This window comes from Bradyrhizobium sp. CSA112 (assembly GCF_029051645.1).
Classification (GTDB): Bacteria; Pseudomonadota; Alphaproteobacteria; order Rhizobiales; family Xanthobacteraceae; genus Bradyrhizobium.
Window position 1 is genome coordinate 394,373 of the sequence record NZ_JAACFS010000002.1, and the last position, 22,388, is coordinate 416,760.

General features: G+C 62.3%; 35 protein-coding genes. 32 read left to right on the forward strand and 3 right to left on the reverse strand.

Features of this window, described 5'->3' with window-relative positions:
- The first annotated feature begins 1 nt into the window (after position 1).
- From fusA to rplQ, 29 genes are all read left to right on the forward strand, one after another.
- A complete protein-coding gene (fusA, locus tag GWE18_RS06795) occupies positions 2 to 2,074 on the forward strand; it encodes an elongation factor G (protein ID WP_057849130.1) in 2,073 nt (690 codons plus the stop codon).
- 40 nt (positions 2,075 to 2,114) lie between these two features.
- Positions 2,115 to 3,305: an elongation factor Tu gene (gene tuf, locus GWE18_RS06800; protein ID WP_275185010.1), complete on the forward strand. Its 1,191-nt coding sequence runs from the start codon at positions 2,115 to 2,117 to the stop codon at positions 3,303 to 3,305.
- A gap of 93 nt (positions 3,306 to 3,398) precedes the next feature.
- Positions 3,399 to 3,707, forward strand: a complete 309-nt coding sequence (rpsJ, locus tag GWE18_RS06805) for a 30S ribosomal protein S10 (protein WP_002712302.1) — start codon at positions 3,399 to 3,401, stop codon at positions 3,705 to 3,707.
- Positions 3,708 to 3,757: 50 nt separating this feature from the next.
- Entirely contained in the window at positions 3,758 to 4,477 is a 720-nt protein-coding gene (gene rplC, locus GWE18_RS06810) for a 50S ribosomal protein L3 (protein WP_057849128.1), read from the forward strand.
- A 1-nt stretch (position 4,478) separates the two neighbouring features.
- Entirely contained in the window at positions 4,479 to 5,099 is a 621-nt protein-coding gene (rplD, locus tag GWE18_RS06815) for a 50S ribosomal protein L4 (protein ID WP_057902125.1), read from the forward strand.
- Positions 5,096 to 5,395 (forward strand): 50S ribosomal protein L23, encoded by a 300-nt coding sequence (locus GWE18_RS06820; RefSeq protein WP_057849127.1) that lies wholly within the window; start codon positions 5,096 to 5,098, stop codon positions 5,393 to 5,395. Before rplD ends, GWE18_RS06820 begins: the two co-directional genes overlap by 4 nt.
- 12 nt (positions 5,396 to 5,407) lie before the next feature.
- On the forward strand, positions 5,408 to 6,241 hold the full coding sequence (gene rplB / locus GWE18_RS06825) for a 50S ribosomal protein L2 (RefSeq protein WP_275185011.1): 834 nt from the start codon (positions 5,408 to 5,410) through the stop codon (positions 6,239 to 6,241).
- Positions 6,242 to 6,253: 12 nt separating this feature from the next.
- Positions 6,254 to 6,532: a 30S ribosomal protein S19 gene (gene rpsS / locus GWE18_RS06830; RefSeq protein WP_025588653.1), complete on the forward strand. Its 279-nt coding sequence runs from the start codon at positions 6,254 to 6,256 to the stop codon at positions 6,530 to 6,532.
- A 10-nt stretch (positions 6,533 to 6,542) separates the two neighbouring features.
- Entirely contained in the window at positions 6,543 to 6,929 is a 387-nt protein-coding gene (gene rplV, locus GWE18_RS06835) for a 50S ribosomal protein L22 (protein ID WP_057849125.1), read from the forward strand.
- Positions 6,930 to 6,946: 17 nt separating this feature from the next.
- A complete protein-coding gene (rpsC, locus tag GWE18_RS06840) occupies positions 6,947 to 7,648 on the forward strand; it encodes a 30S ribosomal protein S3 (protein ID WP_057849124.1) in 702 nt (233 codons plus the stop codon).
- A 32-nt stretch (positions 7,649 to 7,680) separates the two neighbouring features.
- Positions 7,681 to 8,094 (forward strand): 50S ribosomal protein L16, encoded by a 414-nt coding sequence (gene rplP / locus GWE18_RS06845; protein WP_057849123.1) that lies wholly within the window; start codon positions 7,681 to 7,683, stop codon positions 8,092 to 8,094.
- A gap of 5 nt (positions 8,095 to 8,099) precedes the next feature.
- Positions 8,100 to 8,306 (forward strand): 50S ribosomal protein L29, encoded by a 207-nt coding sequence (rpmC, locus tag GWE18_RS06850; protein ID WP_028349051.1) that lies wholly within the window; start codon positions 8,100 to 8,102, stop codon positions 8,304 to 8,306.
- Positions 8,307 to 8,318: 12 nt separating this feature from the next.
- On the forward strand, positions 8,319 to 8,567 hold the full coding sequence (gene rpsQ, locus GWE18_RS06855) for a 30S ribosomal protein S17 (protein ID WP_009797129.1): 249 nt from the start codon (positions 8,319 to 8,321) through the stop codon (positions 8,565 to 8,567).
- Between the two features lie 85 nt (positions 8,568 to 8,652).
- A complete protein-coding gene (rplN, locus tag GWE18_RS06860; protein ID WP_011473865.1) occupies positions 8,653 to 9,021 on the forward strand; it encodes a 50S ribosomal protein L14 in 369 nt (122 codons plus the stop codon).
- Positions 9,021 to 9,335 (forward strand): 50S ribosomal protein L24, encoded by a 315-nt coding sequence (gene rplX, locus GWE18_RS06865; protein WP_057849122.1) that lies wholly within the window; start codon positions 9,021 to 9,023, stop codon positions 9,333 to 9,335. Before rplN ends, rplX begins: the two co-directional genes overlap by 1 nt.
- Positions 9,328 to 9,885, forward strand: a complete 558-nt coding sequence (gene rplE / locus GWE18_RS06870; protein ID WP_275185013.1) for a 50S ribosomal protein L5 — start codon at positions 9,328 to 9,330, stop codon at positions 9,883 to 9,885. The genes rplX and rplE overlap by 8 nt, the downstream gene beginning before the upstream one ends.
- A 44-nt stretch (positions 9,886 to 9,929) precedes the next feature.
- Positions 9,930 to 10,235 carry a 30S ribosomal protein S14 gene (rpsN, locus tag GWE18_RS06875; protein ID WP_057849120.1) on the forward strand — a complete coding sequence of 102 codons (306 nt, stop codon included), beginning with the start codon at positions 9,930 to 9,932 and terminating at the stop codon, positions 10,233 to 10,235.
- A gap of 14 nt (positions 10,236 to 10,249) precedes the next feature.
- Positions 10,250 to 10,648 (forward strand): 30S ribosomal protein S8, encoded by a 399-nt coding sequence (rpsH, locus tag GWE18_RS06880; protein WP_057849119.1) that lies wholly within the window; start codon positions 10,250 to 10,252, stop codon positions 10,646 to 10,648.
- Between the two features lie 15 nt (positions 10,649 to 10,663).
- Entirely contained in the window at positions 10,664 to 11,197 is a 534-nt protein-coding gene (gene rplF, locus GWE18_RS06885) for a 50S ribosomal protein L6 (RefSeq protein WP_057849118.1), read from the forward strand.
- An 11-nt stretch (positions 11,198 to 11,208) separates the two neighbouring features.
- Positions 11,209 to 11,568 carry a 50S ribosomal protein L18 gene (gene rplR / locus GWE18_RS06890; protein ID WP_275185014.1) on the forward strand — a complete coding sequence of 120 codons (360 nt, stop codon included), beginning with the start codon at positions 11,209 to 11,211 and terminating at the stop codon, positions 11,566 to 11,568.
- 62 nt (positions 11,569 to 11,630) lie between these two features.
- Positions 11,631 to 12,206 (forward strand): 30S ribosomal protein S5, encoded by a 576-nt coding sequence (gene rpsE, locus GWE18_RS06895; protein WP_057902127.1) that lies wholly within the window; start codon positions 11,631 to 11,633, stop codon positions 12,204 to 12,206.
- A 37-nt stretch (positions 12,207 to 12,243) separates the two neighbouring features.
- On the forward strand, positions 12,244 to 12,438 hold the full coding sequence (gene rpmD / locus GWE18_RS06900) for a 50S ribosomal protein L30 (protein WP_057849116.1): 195 nt from the start codon (positions 12,244 to 12,246) through the stop codon (positions 12,436 to 12,438).
- 16 nt (positions 12,439 to 12,454) lie between these two features.
- Positions 12,455 to 12,943 carry a 50S ribosomal protein L15 gene (gene rplO, locus GWE18_RS06905; RefSeq protein WP_275185015.1) on the forward strand — a complete coding sequence of 163 codons (489 nt, stop codon included), beginning with the start codon at positions 12,455 to 12,457 and terminating at the stop codon, positions 12,941 to 12,943.
- Between the two features lie 146 nt (positions 12,944 to 13,089).
- Positions 13,090 to 14,421 carry a preprotein translocase subunit SecY gene (gene secY / locus GWE18_RS06910; RefSeq protein WP_057849114.1) on the forward strand — a complete coding sequence of 444 codons (1,332 nt, stop codon included), beginning with the start codon at positions 13,090 to 13,092 and terminating at the stop codon, positions 14,419 to 14,421.
- Between the two features lie 68 nt (positions 14,422 to 14,489).
- A complete protein-coding gene (locus GWE18_RS06915; RefSeq protein WP_275185016.1) occupies positions 14,490 to 15,368 on the forward strand; it encodes an adenylate kinase in 879 nt (292 codons plus the stop codon).
- A gap of 187 nt (positions 15,369 to 15,555) precedes the next feature.
- Positions 15,556 to 15,924 (forward strand): 30S ribosomal protein S13, encoded by a 369-nt coding sequence (gene rpsM / locus GWE18_RS06920; RefSeq protein WP_025588626.1) that lies wholly within the window; start codon positions 15,556 to 15,558, stop codon positions 15,922 to 15,924.
- Positions 15,925 to 16,056: 132 nt separating this feature from the next.
- A complete protein-coding gene (gene rpsK, locus GWE18_RS06925; RefSeq protein ID WP_006021048.1) occupies positions 16,057 to 16,446 on the forward strand; it encodes a 30S ribosomal protein S11 in 390 nt (129 codons plus the stop codon).
- A gap of 105 nt (positions 16,447 to 16,551) precedes the next feature.
- On the forward strand, positions 16,552 to 17,583 hold the full coding sequence (locus GWE18_RS06930; RefSeq protein WP_275185017.1) for a DNA-directed RNA polymerase subunit alpha: 1,032 nt from the start codon (positions 16,552 to 16,554) through the stop codon (positions 17,581 to 17,583).
- 123 nt (positions 17,584 to 17,706) lie between these two features.
- Positions 17,707 to 18,123, forward strand: a complete 417-nt coding sequence (gene rplQ, locus GWE18_RS06935) for a 50S ribosomal protein L17 (RefSeq protein WP_275185018.1) — start codon at positions 17,707 to 17,709, stop codon at positions 18,121 to 18,123.
- A 195-nt stretch (positions 18,124 to 18,318) separates the two neighbouring features.
- Here the strand turns inward: rplQ and GWE18_RS06940 are convergent, their stop codons facing one another.
- Positions 18,319 to 18,708 (reverse strand): VOC family protein, encoded by a 390-nt coding sequence (locus GWE18_RS06940; RefSeq protein ID WP_275185019.1) that lies wholly within the window; start codon positions 18,706 to 18,708, stop codon positions 18,319 to 18,321.
- A 281-nt stretch (positions 18,709 to 18,989) separates the two neighbouring features.
- Here GWE18_RS06940 and greA point away from each other — a divergent pair, with 281 nt between their 5' ends.
- From greA to GWE18_RS06955, 3 genes are all read left to right on the forward strand, one after another.
- Positions 18,990 to 19,448: a transcription elongation factor GreA gene (greA, locus tag GWE18_RS06945; RefSeq protein ID WP_275185020.1), complete on the forward strand. Its 459-nt coding sequence runs from the start codon at positions 18,990 to 18,992 to the stop codon at positions 19,446 to 19,448.
- Between the two features lie 23 nt (positions 19,449 to 19,471).
- A complete protein-coding gene (locus GWE18_RS06950; protein WP_275185021.1) occupies positions 19,472 to 19,768 on the forward strand; it encodes a DUF1330 domain-containing protein in 297 nt (98 codons plus the stop codon).
- 148 nt (positions 19,769 to 19,916) lie between these two features.
- Positions 19,917 to 20,264: a DUF1236 domain-containing protein gene (locus tag GWE18_RS06955; protein WP_275185022.1), complete on the forward strand. Its 348-nt coding sequence runs from the start codon at positions 19,917 to 19,919 to the stop codon at positions 20,262 to 20,264.
- A 63-nt stretch (positions 20,265 to 20,327) separates the two neighbouring features.
- On the opposite strand, the gene GWE18_RS06960 is transcribed toward GWE18_RS06955, so the two are convergent.
- Positions 20,328 to 20,699, reverse strand: a complete 372-nt coding sequence (locus tag GWE18_RS06960) for a hypothetical protein (RefSeq protein ID WP_275185023.1) — start codon at positions 20,697 to 20,699, stop codon at positions 20,328 to 20,330.
- 193 nt (positions 20,700 to 20,892) lie between these two features.
- A complete protein-coding gene (locus GWE18_RS06965; protein ID WP_275185024.1) occupies positions 20,893 to 22,386 on the reverse strand; it encodes an amidase family protein in 1,494 nt (497 codons plus the stop codon).
- Between the last annotated feature and the right edge of the window lie 2 nt (positions 22,387 to 22,388).

Here is a 22,388-nt window from a genome sequence, read left to right on the forward strand (position 1 = left end):
CATGCCCCGCGTTCATGCCATAGAGAACTACCGCAACTTCGGTATTATGGCGCATATCGATGCCGGCAAGACCACGACCACCGAGCGCATCCTCTATTACACCGGCAAGAGCCACAAGATCGGCGAAGTGCACGAAGGTGCCGCGACGATGGACTGGATGGAGCAGGAGCAGGAGCGTGGCATCACGATCACCTCGGCTGCGACCACCGCGTTCTGGAACGGCAAGCGCCTGAACATCATCGACACCCCCGGCCACGTCGACTTCACCATCGAAGTCGAGCGCTCGCTGCGCGTGCTCGACGGCGCGGTATGCGTGCTCGATTCCAACCAGGGCGTTGAGCCGCAGACCGAAACCGTCTGGCGCCAGGGCGACAAGTACAAGGTTCCGCGCATCGTCTTCGCCAACAAGATGGACAAGACCGGCGCCGACTTCTTCAAGTGCCTCGCCGACATCGTCGACCGCCTCGGCGCCAAGCCGATCGCGATCCAGCTTCCGATCGGCGCCGAGAACAACTTCAAGGGCCTCGTCGACCTCGTCGTCATGAAGGGCATCATCTGGAACGATGAATCGCTCGGCGCGAAGTTCGACTACGTCGATATCCCGGCCGACATGGTCGACCAGGCCAAGGAATACCGCGAGAAGATGGTGGAAGCCGCCGTCGAACTCGACGACGACGCCATGGCCGCCTATCTCGACGGCAAGGAGCCGGACGAGGCGACGCTGAAGCGCCTGATCCGCAAGGCGGTGCTGACCGGCGCGTTCTATCCCGTGCTGTGCGGTTCGGCCTTCAAGAACAAGGGCGTGCAGCCGCTGCTCGACGCCGTCGTCGACTATCTGCCGTCGCCGATCGACGTGCCCGCGATCAAGGGTATGGACGAGGACGGCAACGAAGTCGTGCGCAAGGCAGACGACAAGGAGCCGCTGTCGCTGCTCGCGTTCAAGATCATGGACGACCCCTTCGTCGGCACCATCACTTTCTGTCGCATCTATTCGGGCATCCTGGCGTCGGGTACCGGCGTCGTGAACTCGACCCGCGAGAAGAAAGAACGTATCGGCCGCATGCTGCTGATGCATGCGAACAACCGCGAAGACATCAAGGAAGCCTATGCGGGCGACATCGTCGCGCTGGCCGGCCTGAAGGAAGCGCGCACCGGTGACACGCTGTGCGATCCCGACAAGCCGGTGATTCTGGAAAAGATGGAATTCCCGGAGCCGGTGATCGAAATCGCGATCGAGCCGAAGTCTAAGGCCGATCAGGAAAAGCTCGGCGTCGCGCTGGCGAAGCTCGCCGCCGAAGATCCGTCGTTCCGCGTGTCGACCGACCAGGAATCCGGCCAGACCATTCTCAAGGGCATGGGCGAACTCCATCTCGACATCAAGGTCGACATCCTTCGCCGCACCTACAAGGTCGACGCCAACATCGGCGCGCCGCAGGTGGCGTTCCGCGAGCGGGTCACCAAGCGCGCTGAAGTCAAGTACACCCACAAGAAGCAGACCGGTGGTACCGGTCAGTTCGCCGAAGTGTCGATCATCGTAGAGCCGAACGAGCCCGGCAAGGGTTACGAGTTCGAGTCCAAGATTGTCGGCGGCGCGGTGCCGAAGGAATATATCCCCGGCGTCGAAAAGGGCCTCAACAGCGTGATGGGCTCAGGCGTCGTCGCCGGCTTCCCGGTGGTGGACGTCAAGGTCCAACTGGTCGACGGCAAGTATCACGACGTCGACTCCTCGGCGCTGGCCTTCGAAATCGCATCGCGTGCGGCTTTCCGCGAAGCGCTGCAGAAGGGCAAGTCCGTTCTGCTCGAGCCGATCATGAAGGTCGAAGTGGTGACCCCGGAAGACTACACCGGCTCCGTCATCGGCGACCTGAATTCTCGGCGCGGCCAGATCCAGGGTCAGGACATGCGCGGCAATGCCAACGTCATCAACGCGATGGTGCCGCTCATGAACATGTTCGGGTACGTGAATAACCTGCGCTCGATGAGCCAGGGACGCGCGACCTTCACGATGCAATTCGATCACTACGCTGAAGCGCCGGCGAACGTGTCGGCAGAAGTCCAGAAGAAGTTTGCCTGATTGTCGTTGGTTCAAAGCTAACGACTGAACGGAGAGTCAAATGGCCAAAGCAAAGTTTGAACGTACTAAACCGCACTGCAACATCGGAACCATCGGTCACGTCGACCATGGCAAGACCTCGCTGACCGCAGCGATCACCAAGGTGCTGGCTGAAACCGGCGGTGCGACGTTCACGGCGTACGACCAGATCGACAAGGCACCGGAAGAGAAGGCGCGCGGCATCACGATCTCGACCGCTCACGTCGAGTATGAGACGACCAATCGTCACTATGCCCACGTCGACTGCCCCGGCCATGCCGACTACGTGAAGAACATGATCACCGGCGCCGCGCAGATGGACGGTGCCATCCTGGTCGTGTCGGCCGCCGACGGCCCGATGCCGCAGACCCGCGAGCACATCCTGCTCGCTCGTCAGGTCGGCGTTCCCGCGCTCGTCGTGTTCCTGAACAAGTGCGACATGGTCGACGATCCGGAACTGCTCGAGCTCGTCGAGCTCGAAGTCCGCGAACTGCTCTCGAAGTACGAATTCCCGGGGGACACCATCCCGATCATCAAGGGCTCGGCGCTGGCCGCTCTTGAAGACAAGGACAAGGCGCTCGGTCACGACGCGATCCTCGAGCTGATGAAGAATGTCGACTCCTACATTCCGCAGCCGGAGCGTCCGGTCGACCAGCCGTTCCTGATGCCGGTGGAAGACGTGTTCTCGATCTCGGGCCGCGGCACCGTCGTCACCGGCCGTGTTGAGCGCGGCATCGTCAAGGTCGGCGAGGAAATCGAAATCGTCGGCCTCCGCGACACCCAGAAGACCATCGTCACGGGCGTCGAAATGTTCCGCAAGCTGCTCGACCAGGGCCAGGCCGGCGACAACATCGGCGCGCTGCTCCGCGGCACCAAGCGCGAGGAAGTCGAGCGTGGCCAGGTGTTGTGCAAGCCGGGTTCGGTCAAGCCGCACACCAAGTTCAAGGCTGAGGCCTACATCCTGACCAAGGAGGAGGGCGGTCGTCACACCCCGTTCTTCACCAACTACCGGCCCCAGTTCTACTTCCGCACCACCGACGTGACCGGCGTCGTGCACCTGCCCGAAGGCACCGAGATGGTGATGCCGGGCGACAACATCGCGATGGAAGTGCACCTGATCGTGCCGATCGCGATGGAAGAAAAGCTGCGCTTCGCGATCCGCGAAGGCGGCCGCACCGTTGGCGCCGGCGTCGTCGCCGCCATCATCGAATAAGCGAACAGGGAATGGCGAGTAGCGAGTGGATTTAATCCATTCGCTATTCGCTACGCACCACTCGCCCTACGCGACAAAGAAAGACAAACGGCAATGAACGGCCAAAATATTCGCATCCGTCTCAAGGCGTTCGACCATCGTATCCTCGATACGTCGACCCGCGAGATCGTGAACACGGCGAAACGTACCGGTGCCCAGGTTCGCGGACCCATTCCGCTGCCCACCCGCATCGAGAAGTTCACCGTCAACCGTTCACCGCACGTCGACAAGAAGAGCCGCGAGCAATTCGAGATGCGCACCCACAAGCGCCTTCTCGACATTGTCGACCCGACCCCGCAGACCGTCGATGCTCTCATGAAGCTCGACCTGGCCGCCGGTGTCGACGTCGAGATCAAGCTCTAAATTTCAGGATCGTCCGAAGTTAGCGGACAGAAAGAACAGGAAGCACGCCGATGCGCTCCGGAGTGATCGCACAAAAGGTCGGGATGACGCGGGTCTTTACGGAGACCGGCGAACATATCCCTGTGACCGTGCTGAAGCTGGGCAATTGCCAAGTGCTGGGCCACCGCACGACCGAGAAGAACGGTTACGTTGCGCTGCAGCTCGGGGCCGGTAGCCGCAAGACCGTCTATCTGCCGAAGGCAGAGCGCGGCCAGTTTGCAGTCGCCAAGGTCGAGCCCAAGCGGAAGGTCACCGAGTTTCGCGTGTCCGAGGACGCGTTGATCCCGGTTGGCGCCGAGATTCAGGCCGACCATTTCGTCGTCGGCCAGTTCGTCGACGTCACCGGCACCTCGGTCGGTAAGGGTTTTGCCGGCGGCATGAAGCGCTGGAATTTCGGCGGTCTGCGCGCCACCCACGGTGTGTCGGTTTCGCATCGTTCGATCGGTTCGACCGGCGGACGTCAGGATCCCGGCAAGACCTTCAAGAACAAGAAGATGCCCGGTCACATGGGTGTCGATCGCATCACCACGCTCAACCTGCGTGTGGTGCAGACCGACGTCGAGCGCGGCCTGATCCTCGTCGAAGGCGCCGTTCCCGGCTCCAAGGGCGGCTGGATCTCGGTGCGCGATGCCGTGAAGAAGCCGTTGCCGAAGGAAGCTCCGAAGCCCGGCAAGTTCAAGGTCGCCGGCGGCGAGCAGGCTCAGGCTCCGGCCGAGCAGGAGGGCGCGTGAGATGGAACTGAAAGTCACGACGCTAGAAGGCAAGGAAGCTGGATCCGTCCAGCTCTCGGACGCGATCTTCGGTCTCGAGCCGCGCGCCGACATCATCCAGCGTTGCGTGCAATGGCAGCTCAACAAGCGCCAGGCCGGAACGCACAAGACGCAGGGCCGCGCCGATGTCTGGCGCACCGGCAAGAAGATGTACAAGCAGAAGGGCACCGGCGGCGCCCGTCACGGCTCGGCCCGCGTGCCGCAGTTCCGCGGCGGTGGCCGTGCGTTCGGCCCGGTGGTCCGCTCGCACGCGACCGACCTGCCGAAGAAGGTGCGCGCGCTGGCGCTCAAGCACGCTTTGTCGGCGAAGGCCAAGGACGGCGGCCTGATCGTGATCGAAAGCGCACAGGTCAAGGACGCCAAGACCAAGGCGCTGGTCGGCCATTTCTCGGGTCTCGGCCTGACCAATGCGCTGATCATCGACGGCGCCGAGCTGCACACCGGTTTCGCAACCGCTGCGCGCAACATTCCGAATATCGACGTGCTGCCGATCCAGGGCATCAACGTCTATGACATTCTGCGTCGTCAGAAGCTCGTGCTGACGAAGGCGGCAGTCGATGCGCTGGAGGCGCGCTTCAAATGAAGAATATCGATCCGCGCCATTACGACGTGATCGTAGCTCCTGTCGTCACCGAAAAGGCGACGGTAGCATCCGAGCACAACAAGGTCGTGTTCAAGGTCGCCAGCAAGGCGACCAAGCCGCAAATCAAGGAAGCCGTCGAGAAGCTGTTCGACGTTAAGGTGAAGCGCGTGAATACGCTGGTCCGCAAGGGCAAGACCAAGGTGTTCCGCGGCAATTTCGGTTCGCAGTCGGACGTGAAGCGGGCTGTCGTGACCCTCGAAGAGGGCCACCGCATCGACGTCACCACCGGACTATAAGGCGACACAGCGATGGCATTGAAAACATACAATCCGACGACGCCGGGCCAGCGCCAGCTGGTGATGGTCGACCGTTCGGCGCTCTACAAGGGCAAGCCGGTGAAGGCTTTGACCGAGGGCAAGCTCGGCAATGGCGGCCGCAACAACACCGGCCGCATCACCGTGCGTTTCCGCGGCGGCGGCCACAAGAAGTCCTATCGCATGGTGGACTTCAAGCGGAACAAGGTTGACGTTCCCGCTGTCGTCGAGCGGCTGGAATACGATCCGAACCGCACCGCGTTCATCGCGCTGATCAAGTATCAGGACGGCGAGCAGGCCTACATCCTGGCGCCGCAGCGGCTCGCCGCAGGCGACACGGTCGTTGCCGGCAACTATGTCGACGTGAAGCCCGGCAATGTCATGCCGCTCGGCAACATGCCGGTCGGCACCATCGTCCATAACATCGAGATGAAGATCGGGAAGGGCGGCCAGATCGCGCGTTCGGCCGGCACCTACGCCCAGATCGTCGGCCGCGATCAGGACTATGTCATTCTGCGCCTGAACTCGGGCGAGCAGCGCCTGGTGCACGGCCGTTGCCGCGGCACCATCGGTGCGGTGTCGAACCCCGATCACATGAACATCTCGATCGGCAAGGCCGGCCGTACCCGCTGGCTGGGCTGGCGTCCGCATAACCGCGGCGTCGTCATGAACCCGATCGACCATCCGCACGGCGGCGGCGAAGGCCGCACCTCGGGCGGCCGCCACCCGGTTACTCCGTGGGGCAAGCCGACCAAGGGCAAGAAGACCCGTTCGAATAAGTCGACCAACAGATTCATCCTCCTAAGCCGCCATAAGCGGAAGAAGTAAGGAACGCCGGACATGGTTCGTTCAGTCTGGAAAGGCCCGTTCGTCGAAGCCTCTCTGCTCAAGAAAGCAGACGCTGCGCGCGCGTCCGGCCGTCACGACGTCATCAAGATCTGGAGCCGCCGCTCGACCATCCTGCCGCAATTCGTCGGCCTGGTTTTCGGCGTCTACAACGGCCAGAAGCACGTGCCGGTCTCGGTCAACGAGGAAATGGTGGGTCACAAGTTCGGCGAGTTCTCGCCGACCCGTACCTTCCATGGCCACTCTGGCGACAAGAAAGCCAAGAAGGCTTGAGGAATAGACGATGAGCAAACCAAAGCGCGAACGTAGCCTCGCGGACAACGAGGCCAAGGCGGTTGCCCGGATGCTGCGCGTCAGCCCGCAGAAGCTCAATCTTGTCGCGCAATTGATCCGCGGCCGGAAGGCGTCGGCTGCGCTCGCCGACCTGCAGTTCTCGCGCAAGCGGATCGCGGTCGACGTCAAGAAGTGCCTGGAATCGGCGATTGCGAACGCCGAGAACAACCATGACCTCGAGGTCGACGATCTCGTCGTCGCCGAGGCCCATGTCGGCAACGGCATCGTCATGAAGCGTTTTTCGCCGCGCGGCCGTGGCCGTTCGGGGCGTGTGTATAAACCGTTCTCGCACCTGACCATCGTGGTTCGTCAGGTCGAGGCCGAGGCTGGCGCTTAAGGGCGCGGGAGAAAACGATGGGTCAAAAGATCAATCCAATCGGACTGCGTCTCGGCATCAACCGCACCTGGGATTCGCGGTGGTTCGCCGGCAAGAACGAGTACGGCAAGCTGCTGCATGAAGACGTCAAGATCCGCGAGATCCTGCACAAGGAGCTCAAGCAGGCGGCCGTCGCCCGCATCGTGATCGAGCGTCCGCACAAGAAGTGCCGCGTGACGATTCATTCGGCGCGTCCCGGCGTCGTGATCGGCAAGAAGGGCGCCGACATCGACAAGCTGCGCAAGCGCGTTGCCGACATTACGGCTTCCGACGTCGTCATCAACATCGTCGAAATCCGCAAGCCCGAACTCGATGCCACCCTGGTCGCCGAATCGATCGCCCAGCAGCTCGAGCGCCGCGTCGCGTTCCGCCGCGCCATGAAGCGGGCGGTGCAGTCGGCGATGCGTCTTGGCGCCGAAGGCATTCGTATCAACTGCTCGGGCCGTCTCGGCGGCGCGGAAATCGCGCGCATGGAGTGGTACCGCGAGGGGCGCGTGCCGTTGCACACGCTGCGCGCCGACGTCGATTACGGCGTGGCGACGGCGTTCACCACGTTCGGCACCTGCGGCGTCAAGGTCTGGATCTTCAAGGGCGAGATCCTCGAGCACGATCCGATGGCCCAGGACAAGAAGATGGCCGAAGGCGACACTGCACGGCCGCGCCGCGACGCCGCTGCGTGAGACATCAGAAGAAGGTTTGAGGGCTTAAAGCCATGATGCAACCAAAGAAAACGAAGTTCCGGAAGGCGCATAAGGGCCGTATCCACGGCGTTGCGACTTCGGGTGCGACGTTGTCGTTCGGTCAATTCGGTCTGAAGGCGATGGCGCCCGAGCGCATCACCGCCCGCCAGATCGAAGCCGCACGCCGCGCGCTGACCCGTCACATGAAACGCGCCGGCCGCGTCTGGATCCGCGTGTTCCCGGACCTGCCGGTGTCGAAGAAGCCCGCCGAAGTCCGCATGGGTTCCGGCAAGGGCACGCCGGAATTGTGGGTGGCGCGGGTCAAGCCCGGCCGCGTGATTTTCGAAATCGACGGCGTCAACGTGCAGACCGCGAAGGAAGCGCTCACGCTCGCCGCCGCCAAGCTGCCGATCAAGACGCGCTTCGTCGCGCGCATTGCGGAGTAACCGTCATGGCCCCGATGAAAGTTGAAGACATCCGCGCGATGAGCGACGACCAGAGGGAGGACGCCGTCCTCAATCTGAAGAAGGAGCGTTTCAATCTGCGTTTCCAGCGCGCCACCGGGCAGTTGGAGAACACCTCGCGGCTGCGTGAAGCCCGCCGCGACATCGCCCGCATCAAGACCATCGCCGCGCAGGTTCGCGCGAAGAAGAAGTAAGAGGCCTTTATTATGCCGAAACGTACCCTTCAGGGCGTGGTCGTGAGCGACAAGCAAGCCAAGACGGTGGTGGTGCGCGTCGATCGCCGCTTCACCCATCCGATCTACAAGAAGACGATCCGCCGCTCCAAGAACTATCACGCGCACGACGAGAACAACGAGTTCAAGCCGGGCGACATGGTGTGGATCGAGGAGAGCAAGCCGATCTCGAAGTTGAAGCGCTGGACCGTGGTCCGGGGCGAGCAGAAGAAAACGGCCTGAGGTTCGTTCGGCTAGGCCGGACGGGTTATCAGGGAAAATTTTAGGCGCTAATTCGAGCGCATCAGAAAGAGGACGAGGTGCATCAATGATTCAGATGCAGACCAACCTCGACGTGGCCGACAATTCAGGCGCACGCCGTGTCATGTGCATCAAGGTGCTGGGGGGCTCCAAGCGCCGCTATGCCACCGTGGGCGACGTTATCGTCGTGTCGATCAAGGAAGCCATCCCGCGCGGGAAGGTGAAGAAGGGCGACGTGATGAAGGCCGTCGTGGTGCGGGTCCGCAAGGATATCCGCCGCGCCGACGGTTCGGTCATCCGTTTCGACCGCAACGCCGCAGTGCTGATCAACAACCAGTCGGAGCCGGTCGGCACCCGTATCTTCGGGCCGGTGCCGCGCGAGCTGCGCGCCAAGAACCACATGAAAATCATCTCGCTTGCGCCGGAGGTGCTGTGATGGCTGCCAAGATCCGGAAAGGTGACAAGGTCATCGTGCTGAGCGGCCGCGACAAGGGCCGTACCGGCGAGGTATTCGAGGTCCGCCCCGCCGAGAACAAGGCGCTGGTGCGCGGCGTCAACATGGTGAAGCGTCACCAGAAGCAGACCCAGAACCAGGAAGGCGGCATCATCTCCAAGGAGTCGCCGATCCACCTGTCCAACATCGCCTATGTCGGCAAGGACGGAAAGCCGACCCGCGTGGGCTTCAAGATTCAGGCTGATGGCAAGAAGGTACGCATTGCCAAGAGCTCGGGAGCAGAGATCGATGGCTGATACCGTTTACACGCCGCGCCTGCGCGCGGAGTATGACAAGAGCATTCGTGGCCAACTGACCGAAAAGTTCGGTTACGCCAACGTCATGCAGGTGCCGCGGCTGGAAAAGGTCGTGCTCAACATGGGCGTCGGCGACGCCGTCAATGACCGCAAGAAGGCCGAGACCGCGGCTGCCGAACTGACGCAGATCGCCGGCCAGAAGGCGGTCGTGACCTATTCGCGGATCGCGATCGCGACCTTCAAGCTGCGCGAGAACCAGCCGATCGGCTGCAAGGTCACGCTGCGCAAGGCGCGCATGTACGAGTTCATCGATCGCCTGGTGAACGTGGCGCTGCCGCGCGTGCGCGACTTCCGTGGCCTCAATCCGAAGAGCTTCGACGGCCGCGGCAACTACTCGCTCGGCCTCAAGGAGCACATCATTTTCCCCGAAATCGATTTCGACAAGGTTTCGGAAGCCCGCGGCATGGACATCACGGTCTGTACCACGGCCAAGACCGACGACGAGGCGCGCGCCTTGTTGACCGCTTTCAATTTCCCGTTCCGGCAGTGAGACGCAGTTAAAGCCTCTCAAACGCGGAAACCCAGGAGCCAAGCATGGCAAAGAAGAGTTCGATCGAGAAGAACAACCGGCGCAAGCGGATGGCCAAGAACGCCGCGCCTGCGCGCGCGAAGCTGAAGGCGATCATCGCCGACAAGACCCGGCCGATGGAAGAGCGGTTTGCGGCGACGCTGAAGCTTGCCCAGATGCCGCGCAATTCGTCGACGACGCGCATCCGCAACCGTTGCGAACTGACCGGTCGTCCGCGCTCGAACTACCGCAAGAACAAGCTCAGCCGCATCGCGCTGCGTGAACTCGGCTCCAAGGGCCTGGTTCCCGGGCTCGTGAAGTCGAGCTGGTAAGGAGGGTCGTCAAGATGTCAACGCACGATCCGATCTCCGATCTCATCACCCGCATCCGCAACGCGCAGATGCGTTCCAAGTCCAAGGTCTCGACCCCGGGCTCGAAAATGCGCGCCAGCGTGCTCGAAGTGCTGAAGTCGGAGGGCTACATCCGTGGCTACGCCAGCGTCGAACACGCCTCGGGCCGCAGCGAGCTCGAGATTGAGCTGAAGTATTTCGACGGCGAGCCGGTCATTCGCGAGATCGAGCGGGTCTCCAAGCCGGGCCGCCGGGTTTACGCTTCGGTGAAGAACCTGCCGCGCGTGAACAACGGTCTCGGCATTTCGGTGTTGTCGACGCCGAAGGGAATCATGGCTGACCACGAAGCGCGCGACGCGAACGTGGGCGGCGAAGTTCTCTTCACGGTGTTCTGAGGAAGGATTTGAGCCATGTCACGTGTTGGCAAACGGCCTGTGGCGATCCCGTCCGGTGTGACGGCGACCGTCGAGGGACAGACCGTCAAGGTGAAGGGGCCGAAGGGCCAGCTTCAGTTCGTCGTGCATGACGACGTCGAGGTGAAGTTCGAAAGCGGTGAGGTCAAGGTCGCGCCGAAGTTCAAGACCAACCGCGCGCAGGCCATGTACGGCACCGCGCGTGCGCAGGTCGCGAACCTGGTCGAGGGCGTCACCAAGGGCTTCGAGAAGAAGCTCGAGATCACCGGCGTCGGCTACCGCGCCGCGATGCAGGGCAAGAACCTGCAGCTCGCGCTCGGCTACAGTCACGACGTGGTCTACGCGATCCCGGAAGGCATCACCATCGCAGTGCCGAAGCCGACCGAGATCACGATCACGGGCACCGATTCGCAGCGCGTCGGCCAGGTCGCGGCCGAGATCCGCGCCTACCGTCCGCCGGAGCCCTACAAGGGCAAGGGCGTGAAGTACGCCAACGAATTCATCTTCCGCAAGGAAGGCAAGAAGAAGTAACGGAGCCGGTCATGTCACTCAAGGTCACGAATGCCCGGCGCAAGCAGCGCGTGCGCAACGCGCTGCGCCGGTCCGCCAATGGACGCCCGCGTCTATCGGTATTCCGTTCGTCGAAGCACATCTACGCCCAGGTCATCGACGACCTGAAGGGCGAGACGCTGGCTTCCGCCTCGTCGCTGGAAAAGACCATGCGCGAGGGCGGCAATACGGGCGCCAACATCGATGCGGCCAAGGCCGTCGGCAAGCTGCTGGCGGAACGCGCCGTGCAGAACGGCGTCAAGGAAGTGGTGTTCGATCGCGGTCAGTATCTGTATCACGGGCGCGTCAAGGCGCTTGCGGATGCGGCCCGCGAAAGCGGACTGAGCTTCTAACGAACCGGTTTTGGATAATTACGAGGACAGGGGCTTTCTTCCCCTAAAGATTGGAAAACACCATGGCAGGTGAACGCGAACGCGGCGGACGCGAACGGAGCAGGGATCGCGATGAGCGCGACAGCGAGTTCGTCGACAAGCTGGTCCACATCAATCGCGTGGCGAAGGTCGTCAAGGGCGGCAAGCGCTTCGGCTTTGCGGCGCTGGTCGTGATCGGCGACCAGAAGGGCCGGGTCGGTTTCGGCCACGGCAAGGCGCGCGAAGTTCCCGAGGCGATCCGCAAGGCGACCGAGTCGGCCAAGCGCAACCTGACGCGCGTGGCGCTGCGCGAAGGCCGCACGCTGCATCACGACATTGCCGGCCGCCATGGCGCCGGCCGCGTCTACCTGCGCGCCGCTCCGGCCGGTACCGGCATCATCGCCGGCGGCCCGATGCGCGCGGTATTCGAAACGCTCGGCATCCAGGACGTGGTGGCGAAGTCGATCGGCTCGTCGAATCCCTACAACATGGTTCGCGCGACCTTCGATGCGCTGAAGCATCAGGATTCGCCGCGTTCGGTGGCCGCCCGCCGCAACATCAAGGTGTCCACGCTGCAGTCGCGCCGCGTCGGCGGCGATGCCGAAGTGGTGGCTGAATAACCGGCGCGATTTTTAAGCGCTCTTTGGAGTTAAGACGATGGCCAAGGCCGCAAAGACGATCAAGGTCGAGCAGACCGGCAGCGCAATCCGCCGCCATCACTCGCAGCGTGCGACGCTGATCGGCCTCAAGCTCAACAAGATCGGTCGTGTCACTGAGCTGCAGGACACGCCTGCAATTCGCGGCATGATCGCCAAGGTTCAACATCTCGTCCGCGTCGTCGGCGAGAAGTAAGTAAGGAGACAGGGCGATGAAGCTCAGCGATATCGCCGACAACGCCGGCTCGCGCAAGAAGCGCATGCGCGTCGGCCGTGGCATCGGTTCGGGCAAGGGCAAGACCTCGGGCCGCGGCGGCAAGGGCCAGACCGCGCGTTCGGGCGTGCGCATCAAGGGCTTCGAGGGCGGCCAGATGCCGCTGCATCGCCGCCTGCCGAAGCGCGGCTTCAACAACATCTTCCGGCTCGACTTCGCCGAGATCAATCTCGACCGGCTGCAGCAGGCGATCGATTCCAAGCTGGTCGACGTCAAGGAAACCGTCACCGTCGAATCGCTGGTGAAGGCCGGCGTGATCCGTCGCGCCAAGGACGGCCTGCGGCTGCTCGGCCGCGGCGAGCTCAAGGCCAAGCTGGCGATCGAGGTGCATGGCGCCTCGAAATCCGCGATCGCGGCGGTCGAGAAGGCCGGCGGCACGGTGAAGATCCTGGCCCCGGCCAAGAAGGATGAAGGCGAGGCGGCGTAACATCTGCGTCATCGCCCGCTCAATCGCGGGCGATCCGCACGGTAGGATGATGGACTTATCGAAGCCGAGCACCAAATAATGTCCGGCGTCTGCCGATCGCCCCGCCAGGGGCGACGGCCTGAGGGACGGCGGGAGAAAGCCTGAACATGGTCTCAGCAGCAGAACAACTTGCGGCAAACCTCAACTTCGGCGCACTGGCGAAAGCCGACGAACTGAAGAAGCGCATCTGGTTCACGCTGGGTGCGCTGCTTGTTTATCGGCTCGGCACCTATATCCCGCTGCCCGGCATCGATCCCGCGGCCTGGGAGCAGGTGTTCAAGTCGCAGGCCGGCGGCATCCTCGGCATGTTCAACATGTTCGCCGGCGGCGGCATCAACCGCATGGCGATCTTCGCGCTGAACATCATGCCGTACATCTCGGCATCGATCATCATCCAGCTCTTGACCACCGTATCGCCCAAGCTCGAAGCGCTGAAGAAGGAAGGCGAGGCTGGCCGCAAGACGCTGAACCAGTATACCCGCTACCTCACGGTGATCCTCGCCACGTTCCAGGCCTACGGCATCGCCGTCGGCCTCCAGGGCGCCGGTAACGTCGTCAGTGAACCCGGGCTGTTCTTCCTGATTTCCACCACGGTCACGCTGACCGGCGGCACCATGTTCCTGATGTGGCTCGGCGAGCAGATCACCTCGCGCGGCATTGGCAACGGTATTTCGCTGATCATTCTGGCCGGCATCGTTGCCGAGCTGCCGTCTGCTCTCGCCAACATGCTGGAACTGGGACGCCAGGGCGCGCTCTCGACCGGGCTGATCCTGCTGGTGATCGCGATGGCGATCGTCGTGATCGCCTTCATCGTGTTCATGGAGCGCGCGCAGCGGCGGCTTTTGATCCAGTATCCGAAGCGACAGGTCGGCAACAAGATGTTCGAGGGCCAGTCCTCGCATCTGCCGCTCAAGCTGAACACCTCGGGCGTGATCCCGCCGATCTTTGCCTCCTCGCTGTTGCTGCTGCCGGCGACGGTTGCGAACTTCAATGCCGGCCAGGGCCCGGAATGGTTCCAGTGGCTCAACACCCAGCTCAGCCACGGCCGTCCGCTATTTCTGATCCTCTACCTGAGCCTGATCGTGTTCTTCGCCTTCTTTTACACCGCGATCGTGTTCAACCCGACCGAGACCGCCGACAATCTGAAGAAGCATGGCGGCTTCATCCCGGGCATCCGTCCGGGCGAGCGCACCGCCGAATATATCGATTACGTGCTGTCGCGCGTTACGGTGCTCGGCGCGATCTATCTGGCGATCGTCTGTCTGATTCCCGAGATCCTGATTTCCTATGCGTCGGTGCCGTTCTACTTCGGCGGCACATCGCTTCTGATCGTCGTCAGCGTGACCATGGATACGGTGGCGCAGGTGCAGGGCTATCTCCTGGCCCATCAGTATGAGGGGCTGATCAGGAAATCCAAGCTGAGGGGTCGCCGCCGCTGATCGGCGGACTCTGAAATTCAATACAGGGTGCGCGGGGTTTCGCTCACCAAGCCGGGGGGCGAATAGTCATGAGATTGATCCTTTTGGGTCCGCCGGGCGCGGGCAAGGGGACCCAGGCACAGCGGCTGGTTCAGAAGTACGGCATCGTCCAGCTCTCGACCGGCGAAATGCTGCGTGCGGCGGTCGCCGCGCAAACGCCGGTCGGCCTGCAGGCCAAGGACATCATGGCCAGCGGCTCCCTGGTGCCGGATGAGATCGTGATCGGGATCATCTCCGACCGTCTCGACCAGCCCGACATGAAGAACGGTTTCATCCTCGACGGCTTTCCGCGCACGGTGCCGCAGGCGGCGGCGCTCGACGATCTCCTGAAGAAGAAGCACATCAAGCTCGACGCCGTGATCGAATTGCGCGTCAACGAGAGCGCGCTTCTGAACCGCGTCGAGACGCGCGTCGCCGAGATGCAGGCCCGCGGCGAGGAAGTGCGAATCGACGACACTCCGGAAGTGCTGTCGAAGCGGCTGGCGAGCTACCGCTCGATGACCGAGCCGCTGATCCACTATTATTCGGAGCGGCGGAAGCTGGCGACGGTCGACGGGATGATGACCATCGAACAGGTTACCCGCGAGATTAACCGGATCCTGGCTGCCGTCGGCGCGGTGGAACCCAGGGCGGTACCGGCCCGGAAGGCCAGGGGAGCCGCCAGGAGGACCGCCAGGCCCGCGGGCAAAAAGGCTGCCAAAACCGCCAAGAAGGCCGTCAAGCAGGCGCGTAAGGCCGCCAAACCCGCCTCTAAGGCTTCCAAGGGGGCCAAAAAGGTGGGCAAGACGGCGGGCCGGAAGGCCGCTTCGCCGGTCAGGGGCCGGGGAGCCGGGACGGCCAAAAAGGCGACAAAAAAGGCTGTCCGGAAGGCTGCCAAAAAGGTCACGAAAAAGCGAGCTAAACGGTAGAGGCGGTTGACGAAACCGAGTTGAATCCTTTAATAAGCCCCGCATCCAAGTCGGATAGTTTTTTGACGACGCCGGGCCCCGAAGCAGATGAGGGGAAGGGCGTCGTGTTCGCGTTTGCGGACACCTGCCCGAGATAGCAAGAACTTAAGGCCGTTTCCATGAAGGATCGGCGACAGGAGAGAAGTCCGTGGCCCGTATTGCCGGCGTGAATATCCCGACCAACAAGCGCGTTCTGATTGCGCTCCAGTACATCCATGGCATCGGCCAGAAGAATGCGGCCGAGATCGTTGAAAAGGTCAAGATCCCCCTGGATCGTCGTGTCAGCCAGCTGAGCGACCAGGAAGTCCTGCAGATCCGCGAAGTGATCGACCGTGACTATCTCGTCGAAGGCGACCTTCGTCGCGAGACCGGCATCAACATCAAGCGTCTGATGGACCTCGGCTGCTATCGCGGCCTGCGTCATCGTCGCGGCCTGCCGGTGCGCGGCCAGCGCACCCACACCAATGCGCGCACGCGCAAGGGCCCGGCCAAGTCGATCGCTGGCAAGAAGAAGTAAGGTTGGCGAATACGAAATAGCGAATGGCGAATAGGGGTCGAGCCTTACTATTCGCTATTCGCCACTCGCTTTTTTAGGTGTAGCCGCTGGCACTACGGCGGCGTCTGAGATCACAGGAAAGGTTTTTAGGTAATGGGCAAGGAAGCCACCCGCGTACGCCGCCGCGAACGCAAGAACATCGCCTCCGGCATCGCGCACGTGAATTCGTCCTTCAACAACACGACCATCACCATCACCGACGCGCAGGGCAACACGATCGCCTGGTCCTCGGCCGGCACGATGGGCTTCAAGGGCTCGCGCAAGTCGACCCCCTATGCCGCGCAGGTCGCGGCCGAAGACGTTTCCAAGAAGGCGCAGGAACACGGCATGCGTACGCTGGAAGTGGAAGTTGCCGGCCCCGGTTCGGGCCGCGAATCGGCGCTTCGTGCGCTGCAGGCGGCGGGCTTCACTGTGACGTCGATCCGCGACGTGACGACGATCCCGCACAATGGTTGCCGTCCGCGCAAGCGCCGGCGGGTCTGATGTTCGATTGCGGGCGGTTTTGCCGCCCGCGATTGCTTTTGGAATTTTCCGCGGACTGATCCGCGATCTCCAACGCCGGTGATTTGAAGGCAGATTGACTGGCCCATGGGTGACAAAGTGACGATCCAGAAAAATTGGCAAGAACTCATTCGACCGAACAAGTTGCAGGTAACGCCGGGCTCCGACGCGACCCGGTTTGCGACCGTCGTTGCCGAGCCACTCGAGCGCGGCTTCGGTCAGACGCTCGGTAATGCGCTGCGCCGTATCCTGTTGTCGTCGCTGCAGGGCGCGGCCGTGCAATCGGTGCACATTGACGGCGTGCTGCACGAGTTCTCCTCGATCGCTGGCGTTCGCGAGGACGTCACCGACATCGTGCTCAACATCAAGGACATCTCGATCAAGATGCAGGGCGAAGGCCCCAAGCGCATGGTCGTGAAGAAGTCGGGTCCGGGCGTTGTCACCGCCGGCGACATCCAGACCGTCGGCGACATCGTGGTGCTCAATCCCGATCTGCAGATCTGCACGCTGGACGAGGGCGCGGAAATCCGCATGGAGTTCACGGTCGCCGCCGGCAAGGGCTATGTCGCCGCCGAGCGTAACCGCCCCGAGGACGCGCCGATCGGCCTGATCCCGGTCGACAGCCTGTTCTCGCCCGTGCGCAAGGTCTCCTACAAGGTCGAGAACACCCGCGAGGGCCAAATCCTCGACTACGACAAGCTGACCATGACGATCGAGACCAACGGCGCGATCTCGCCGGAAGACGCGGTGGCCTATGCCGCCCGCATCCTGCAGGATCAGCTCAACGTGTTCGTGAACTTCGAAGAGCCGCGCAAGGAAGTGGCGCAGGAGATCATCCCCGATCTCGCCTTCAACCCGGCGTTTCTCAAGAAGGTCGACGAGCTCGAACTGTCGGTGCGTTCGGCAAACTGCCTGAAGAACGACAACATCGTCTATATCGGCGACCTCGTGCAGAAGTCGGAAGCGGAAATGCTCCGCACCCCGAACTTCGGCCGCAAGTCGCTGAACGAGATCAAGGAAGTGCTGGCCCAGATGGGTCTGCATCTCGGCATGGAAGTGCCGGGCTGGCCGCCGGAGAATATCGACGAGCTCGCCAAGCGCTTCGAAGATCACTACTGATCGAACAATAAGTCAAAGCGCGATGATGTTTCATCGCGCTTTTTAACGGGCGAACGCAGGCAGCCCACCTGAGCAGCAAGTCCGACGAACCGTCGCGACGAAGACAAATCAAGGAATAGATCAATGCGTCACGGCAAGGTTCATCGTAAGCTCAACCGCACCGCCGAGCATCGCCGCGCGATGTTCGCCAACATGTGCGCCGCGCTGATCAAGCACGAGCAGATCGTCACCACGCTGCCGAAGGCCAAGGAATTGCGCCCGATCGTCGAGAAGCTGATCACCCTCGGCAAGAAGGGTGGGCTCGCCATGCGCCGCCAGGCGATCTCCGAGATGCGCGACAAGGATCAGGTCCGCAAGCTGTTCGATACGCTGGCGCCCCGCTACAAGGACCGCCAGGGCGGCTACACCCGCATCATCAAGGCCGGCTTCCGCTACGGCGACAACGCGCCGATGGCGGTGATCGAGTTCGTCGACCGCGACGTCGACGCCAAGGGCCTGGATTCCGGCCCGGTGCAGGAAAAGTCCGCCGAAGCGGCGTAAGTCTTTCAAAATCGCAAGTTTCAAAAGCGGCGCTTCCAGCGCCGCTTTTTTTATTTGGTGTTCAAAACGCATACGATCTTCCAAACCGATCCAATGCGGTGTGACGATCGCGGGAGCATCATTCTCGTTCTCGATAGTTCCCAGCCGGTAAGCGCCGCTCCCCAATCGCATCGCTCGCCCTAGAATGCCCTTTAACTACGGAGCACTACCGGTCGGCGCGTTGATCATGACTTCGATGTTGTATCCGTCAGGATCTAAGACGAAGCACGCGTAGTAATCCTCGCTGTAGGCGGGGCGAGGCCCAGGTGGACCATTATCCTGTGCGCCTGCGTCAAGCGCAGCTCGATAAAATCCGACGACCTCTTCCTTACTCTTTGCCCGAAAAGCCACATGCACGCGCGTATACGGAGGAGGGCGTTCTGCCATTGCCGAACTTATTTCGAACAACCCATCACCAATATCAAACGCCCAGAAGATCCCTTCTTTACCAAATGAAATACTGTACCCTAAAGGAGCGAACGACTTTTCATAGAAGTGCTTGCTTCTTTGGAGATCGCTTACAGCAATGGTGATGTGGTCGATCATGGCCAACCTGCCCGTTAAGACGTTTGCACGAACATAGGGACCGTAACGACGAATATTACCACACTGGGCGTACCGAGCGACGGGTCGCTAACAAACCTTGTCTGCGGCGGCGTCCGGGTCTGACCCCGATGGGGGTTGCCTCCAGAGCCGGATTTTCATCGCCTCGTCTGACGGGAGGCTCGCAGAGTCTATCAAGCGCACTTTTATTGGCCGACGCACCCGCGGCCTGGTTACCCCTGCGGCTTCATAGGAACCGTCGGAGCCCGTAGACGTTGACAGGTATGAGCAGAGCATTCGTCAAAGAAACACAGGACGTCGAAGATCTGCCTGATCGGCCGATCTCCGATCTTCCGAATGACGTGACGCCTGGGGGTCTCCACCAGATCGAACAAGCGTTGGCCGCGGCCGAGGCCGCCCATGCCGCAGCGCAATCCGCTGGCGACCGGGCAGCCCTGACCAGCGCCCGCCGCGACCTCCGCTATTGGAGTGCGCGCCGCGCCACAGCGACGGTGATTCCGGAGCCAACGGACAATTCGGTCGTGCGGCTCGGCCACACCGTCACCATCGTGCGCGACGATGACCGGCGACAGACGTTCCGGATCGTCGGCGAAGACGAGGCCGACCCCGCACGTGGGACAATCTCGCACGCGTCGCCGCTGGCGCGCGCGCTGTTCGGCAAGGGTGTCGGCGATGTCGGCGTCGTCGCCGGAGGTGAAGCAGAGATCGTCGAAATACGGTGATCAATTGTGGTCGGAGGTTTGCGATGTCGGCCTATGTTATTTCCGAAGTTGAGATGCGCGATGCGGCGGGTTTCGAGGCTTATCGCATCATCGCCGCGAAGACGATCGCGCAGTATGGCGGGCGCTATTTAGTCCGCCGCGGCGTCGCAAATTTGATCGAAGGCGGCCCACCACCGAAAACCATCATTGTCGTCGAATTTCCAACGATGGAGCGTTTGCGCGAGTGGTACGGCTCGTCGGAATACGCGGAGGCTCTGAAGGTGCGGCAGACAGCGCTGAATCGACGACTGATTTTCGTTGAGGGCGTCGCGCCAACTTGAGCTGCAGTGCGATGTCGCGCTGAAAGCGGCGCGTCAGGCAATAGCTTTGCGCATTCAACGCCTTGCGGTGCGGCATTCTTCTCGGAACAAGAGGGCGAAGAATCTGTTTTTCCCGCAGCCGCGCTGATGCGGTTAGAGGAGGAACAAGATGAAGAAGCTGTTCATGATTGCGGCCGCCGCGTCGCTGGTTGCGACGATGGCCAGCGCCCAAACCACCGTTGAAACCGAAACCACGACCGGAGTTGCGGGCGCGACGATCCGGATCGAGCCGGAATATCGCACCAAGATCAAGAGCTATGTGACCAAGCACAAGATCCGTCCGGTGGAAACACGGGAAAGGATCGTGGTTGGCGCCAGAGTGCCGACAGAAGTCGAACTCGAGCCGGTGCCTTCGGATTGGGGCCCGACAGTAACGAAGTATCGCTACGTCTACTCGAACAACCGCGTGATGCTGGTCGATCCCGCCACACGCACCGTGGTGCATGAGATCGATTGAACAATCGATTGACGCCCTTCATAAAAAGGGCCGCCTTGTTGGCGGCCCTTTCGACTTGATGCATCACCAATGATGCCAGTGGCGGCGATGGTAAAACCGCGGACCATAGAATCGCGGACCGCCATAGTAGGCGAATGCCGGGCGAACCACGCGACGGTAGCGAACGACAGGGTAATAAGGCTCGTCGTAATATCCGCCATAGTAAGCCGGCGCATACCCGCCATAATAGCGCGGGTAGCCATAATATCCGTAACCCGGACCATAGGCGTAGGCGCTCGAGGCCAGTCCGCCAATTACGGCGCCCGCGATCAGTCCGCCAGCCACGGCCGGGAAAAATCCCCCGCCGCGCCAGTGGGCTTCCGCCGGCGACGGTGCGGTTACCGCCGTCAAGCCCAGGACCGCCGCTGCGGCCAAAGCCAAAGGTGCTTTCCTCATGGATAACTCCTTTCCGTAATTCAGACGCCCAATACTTTACATTCGAGCGAAGTTCGCTCTTTCGCAAAAACGGACACTTGCTAAACACATTCGAGTGAAGTTCGTTGCCCAAGTGCCGGCTTCAAGACCGCCCTGGCGTCAGATTTAACTTTGATGAACGAACGTTCAGGCGACGGCTTCGAATGGAGCCGGATCAATCGAAATCCAGAAAGCCGGGCCGGCCGGACATCGGCGGCTGGCGGCGCAGCCAGGCGAGATCCGGCATCGGACGGGCCGTCTCCGGATTGGCGCCAAGCAGCGCCTCGATTTCGCGGGCAACCGAAAGCGTCGCGACATCGCCGCCTCGCGGGCCGATGATCTGGATGCCGAACGGCAATCCGGCACCGTCGCGACCGGCCGGTATCGCCACCGCCGGGTGTCCGGCATTGGTCACGGCATAGGCCAACGCCAGCCAGTGAAAATAGCTTTTGGTCGGCGTGCCATCGATAGCGGCCGGGTAGAGCTCCGACCAGGGCCGCGGGCTGATCGTGACCGTCGGCGCAATGACAAAATCATGCTCGCCGAAGAATGTCTGCCAGCTTCGGTAAAGCGCGGTCTGCAGCGAGAGCGCACGCGCCACGTCGAGGGCGGAATAGCCAAGTCCCTCGGCGACGTTGTCGCTGATATTGGGACCCACCTTGTCGGGATATTTCTCCGCAAGCTCCCGGTGCCGGCCCAGAAATGCGACAGCGCGCAGGATCCGGAACACCTCGTCAGCGTGGCTGCAATCAGGATGGGTCCATTCGAGGCTGCGGAATGCCGATCCGAACGTCGCGAGCTTCTTCTTGAACGTCTCGGCGATCGCGCGCTCCGTCGGGGCAAATCCGAAATCGCATGTCGCCGCGATGCGCAAGGTGGCGAGATCGGTCCGTGGCGGATCGCGATAGGTCTCGCGCACGGGCGTTCCGCCGGCGTGAAGGATGGCCGACAGCGGATCGCGCGCGTCGCGATCCAGCATGCAGGAAAGCATAAGACACGCGTCCGATACATTTCTTGCCATCGGCCCGAGCTGTGAGATCTGCAGCCAGGCCATGTTGCGGCTGTTGCTGGCGATCAACCCGGGCGAGGGGCGGAATCCGACGACCCCGCAAAACGCGGCGGGGTTCCTGACCGACCCCCCGGTATCCGAACCGGTCGCCAGCGGTACCATGCCGGTGGCGAGTGCCACCGCCGATCCGCCGGACGAGCCGGCGGCGGAGCGCTCGGGGTCGAACGGGTTGCCGGTGGCACCATGAAGCGCATTGCGGGTGTTACCGCCCGCGCCCCATTCGGGGACGTTGGTCTTGCCGACGACGATGGCGCCCGCGCGCTTGAGCATCGCGACAACAGCTTCATCCTCGGCTGCGACGTTGTCAGCAAACAGCACGCTGCCGAAGCTCGTCGGTAGCCCCTTGGCGTCAATCAGATCCTTGACCCCGAGCGGAAGTCCGTGCAGCGGGCCAAGCGCGTCGCCCCGCATGACGGCGGCCTCGCTCTCCTGTGCTGCCGTGCGCGCGCTGTCAAACGAGCGCGCGATGATCGCATTGACGGAGGGATCGATCTCCTCGATGCGCCGGATGCAACTGTCCATGAGCTCGACCGGCGAAAGCTTGCGCTCGCCGATCAGCGCCCGGGCGGTCACCGCGGGCAGATCGCACGGCTCGGTCATGT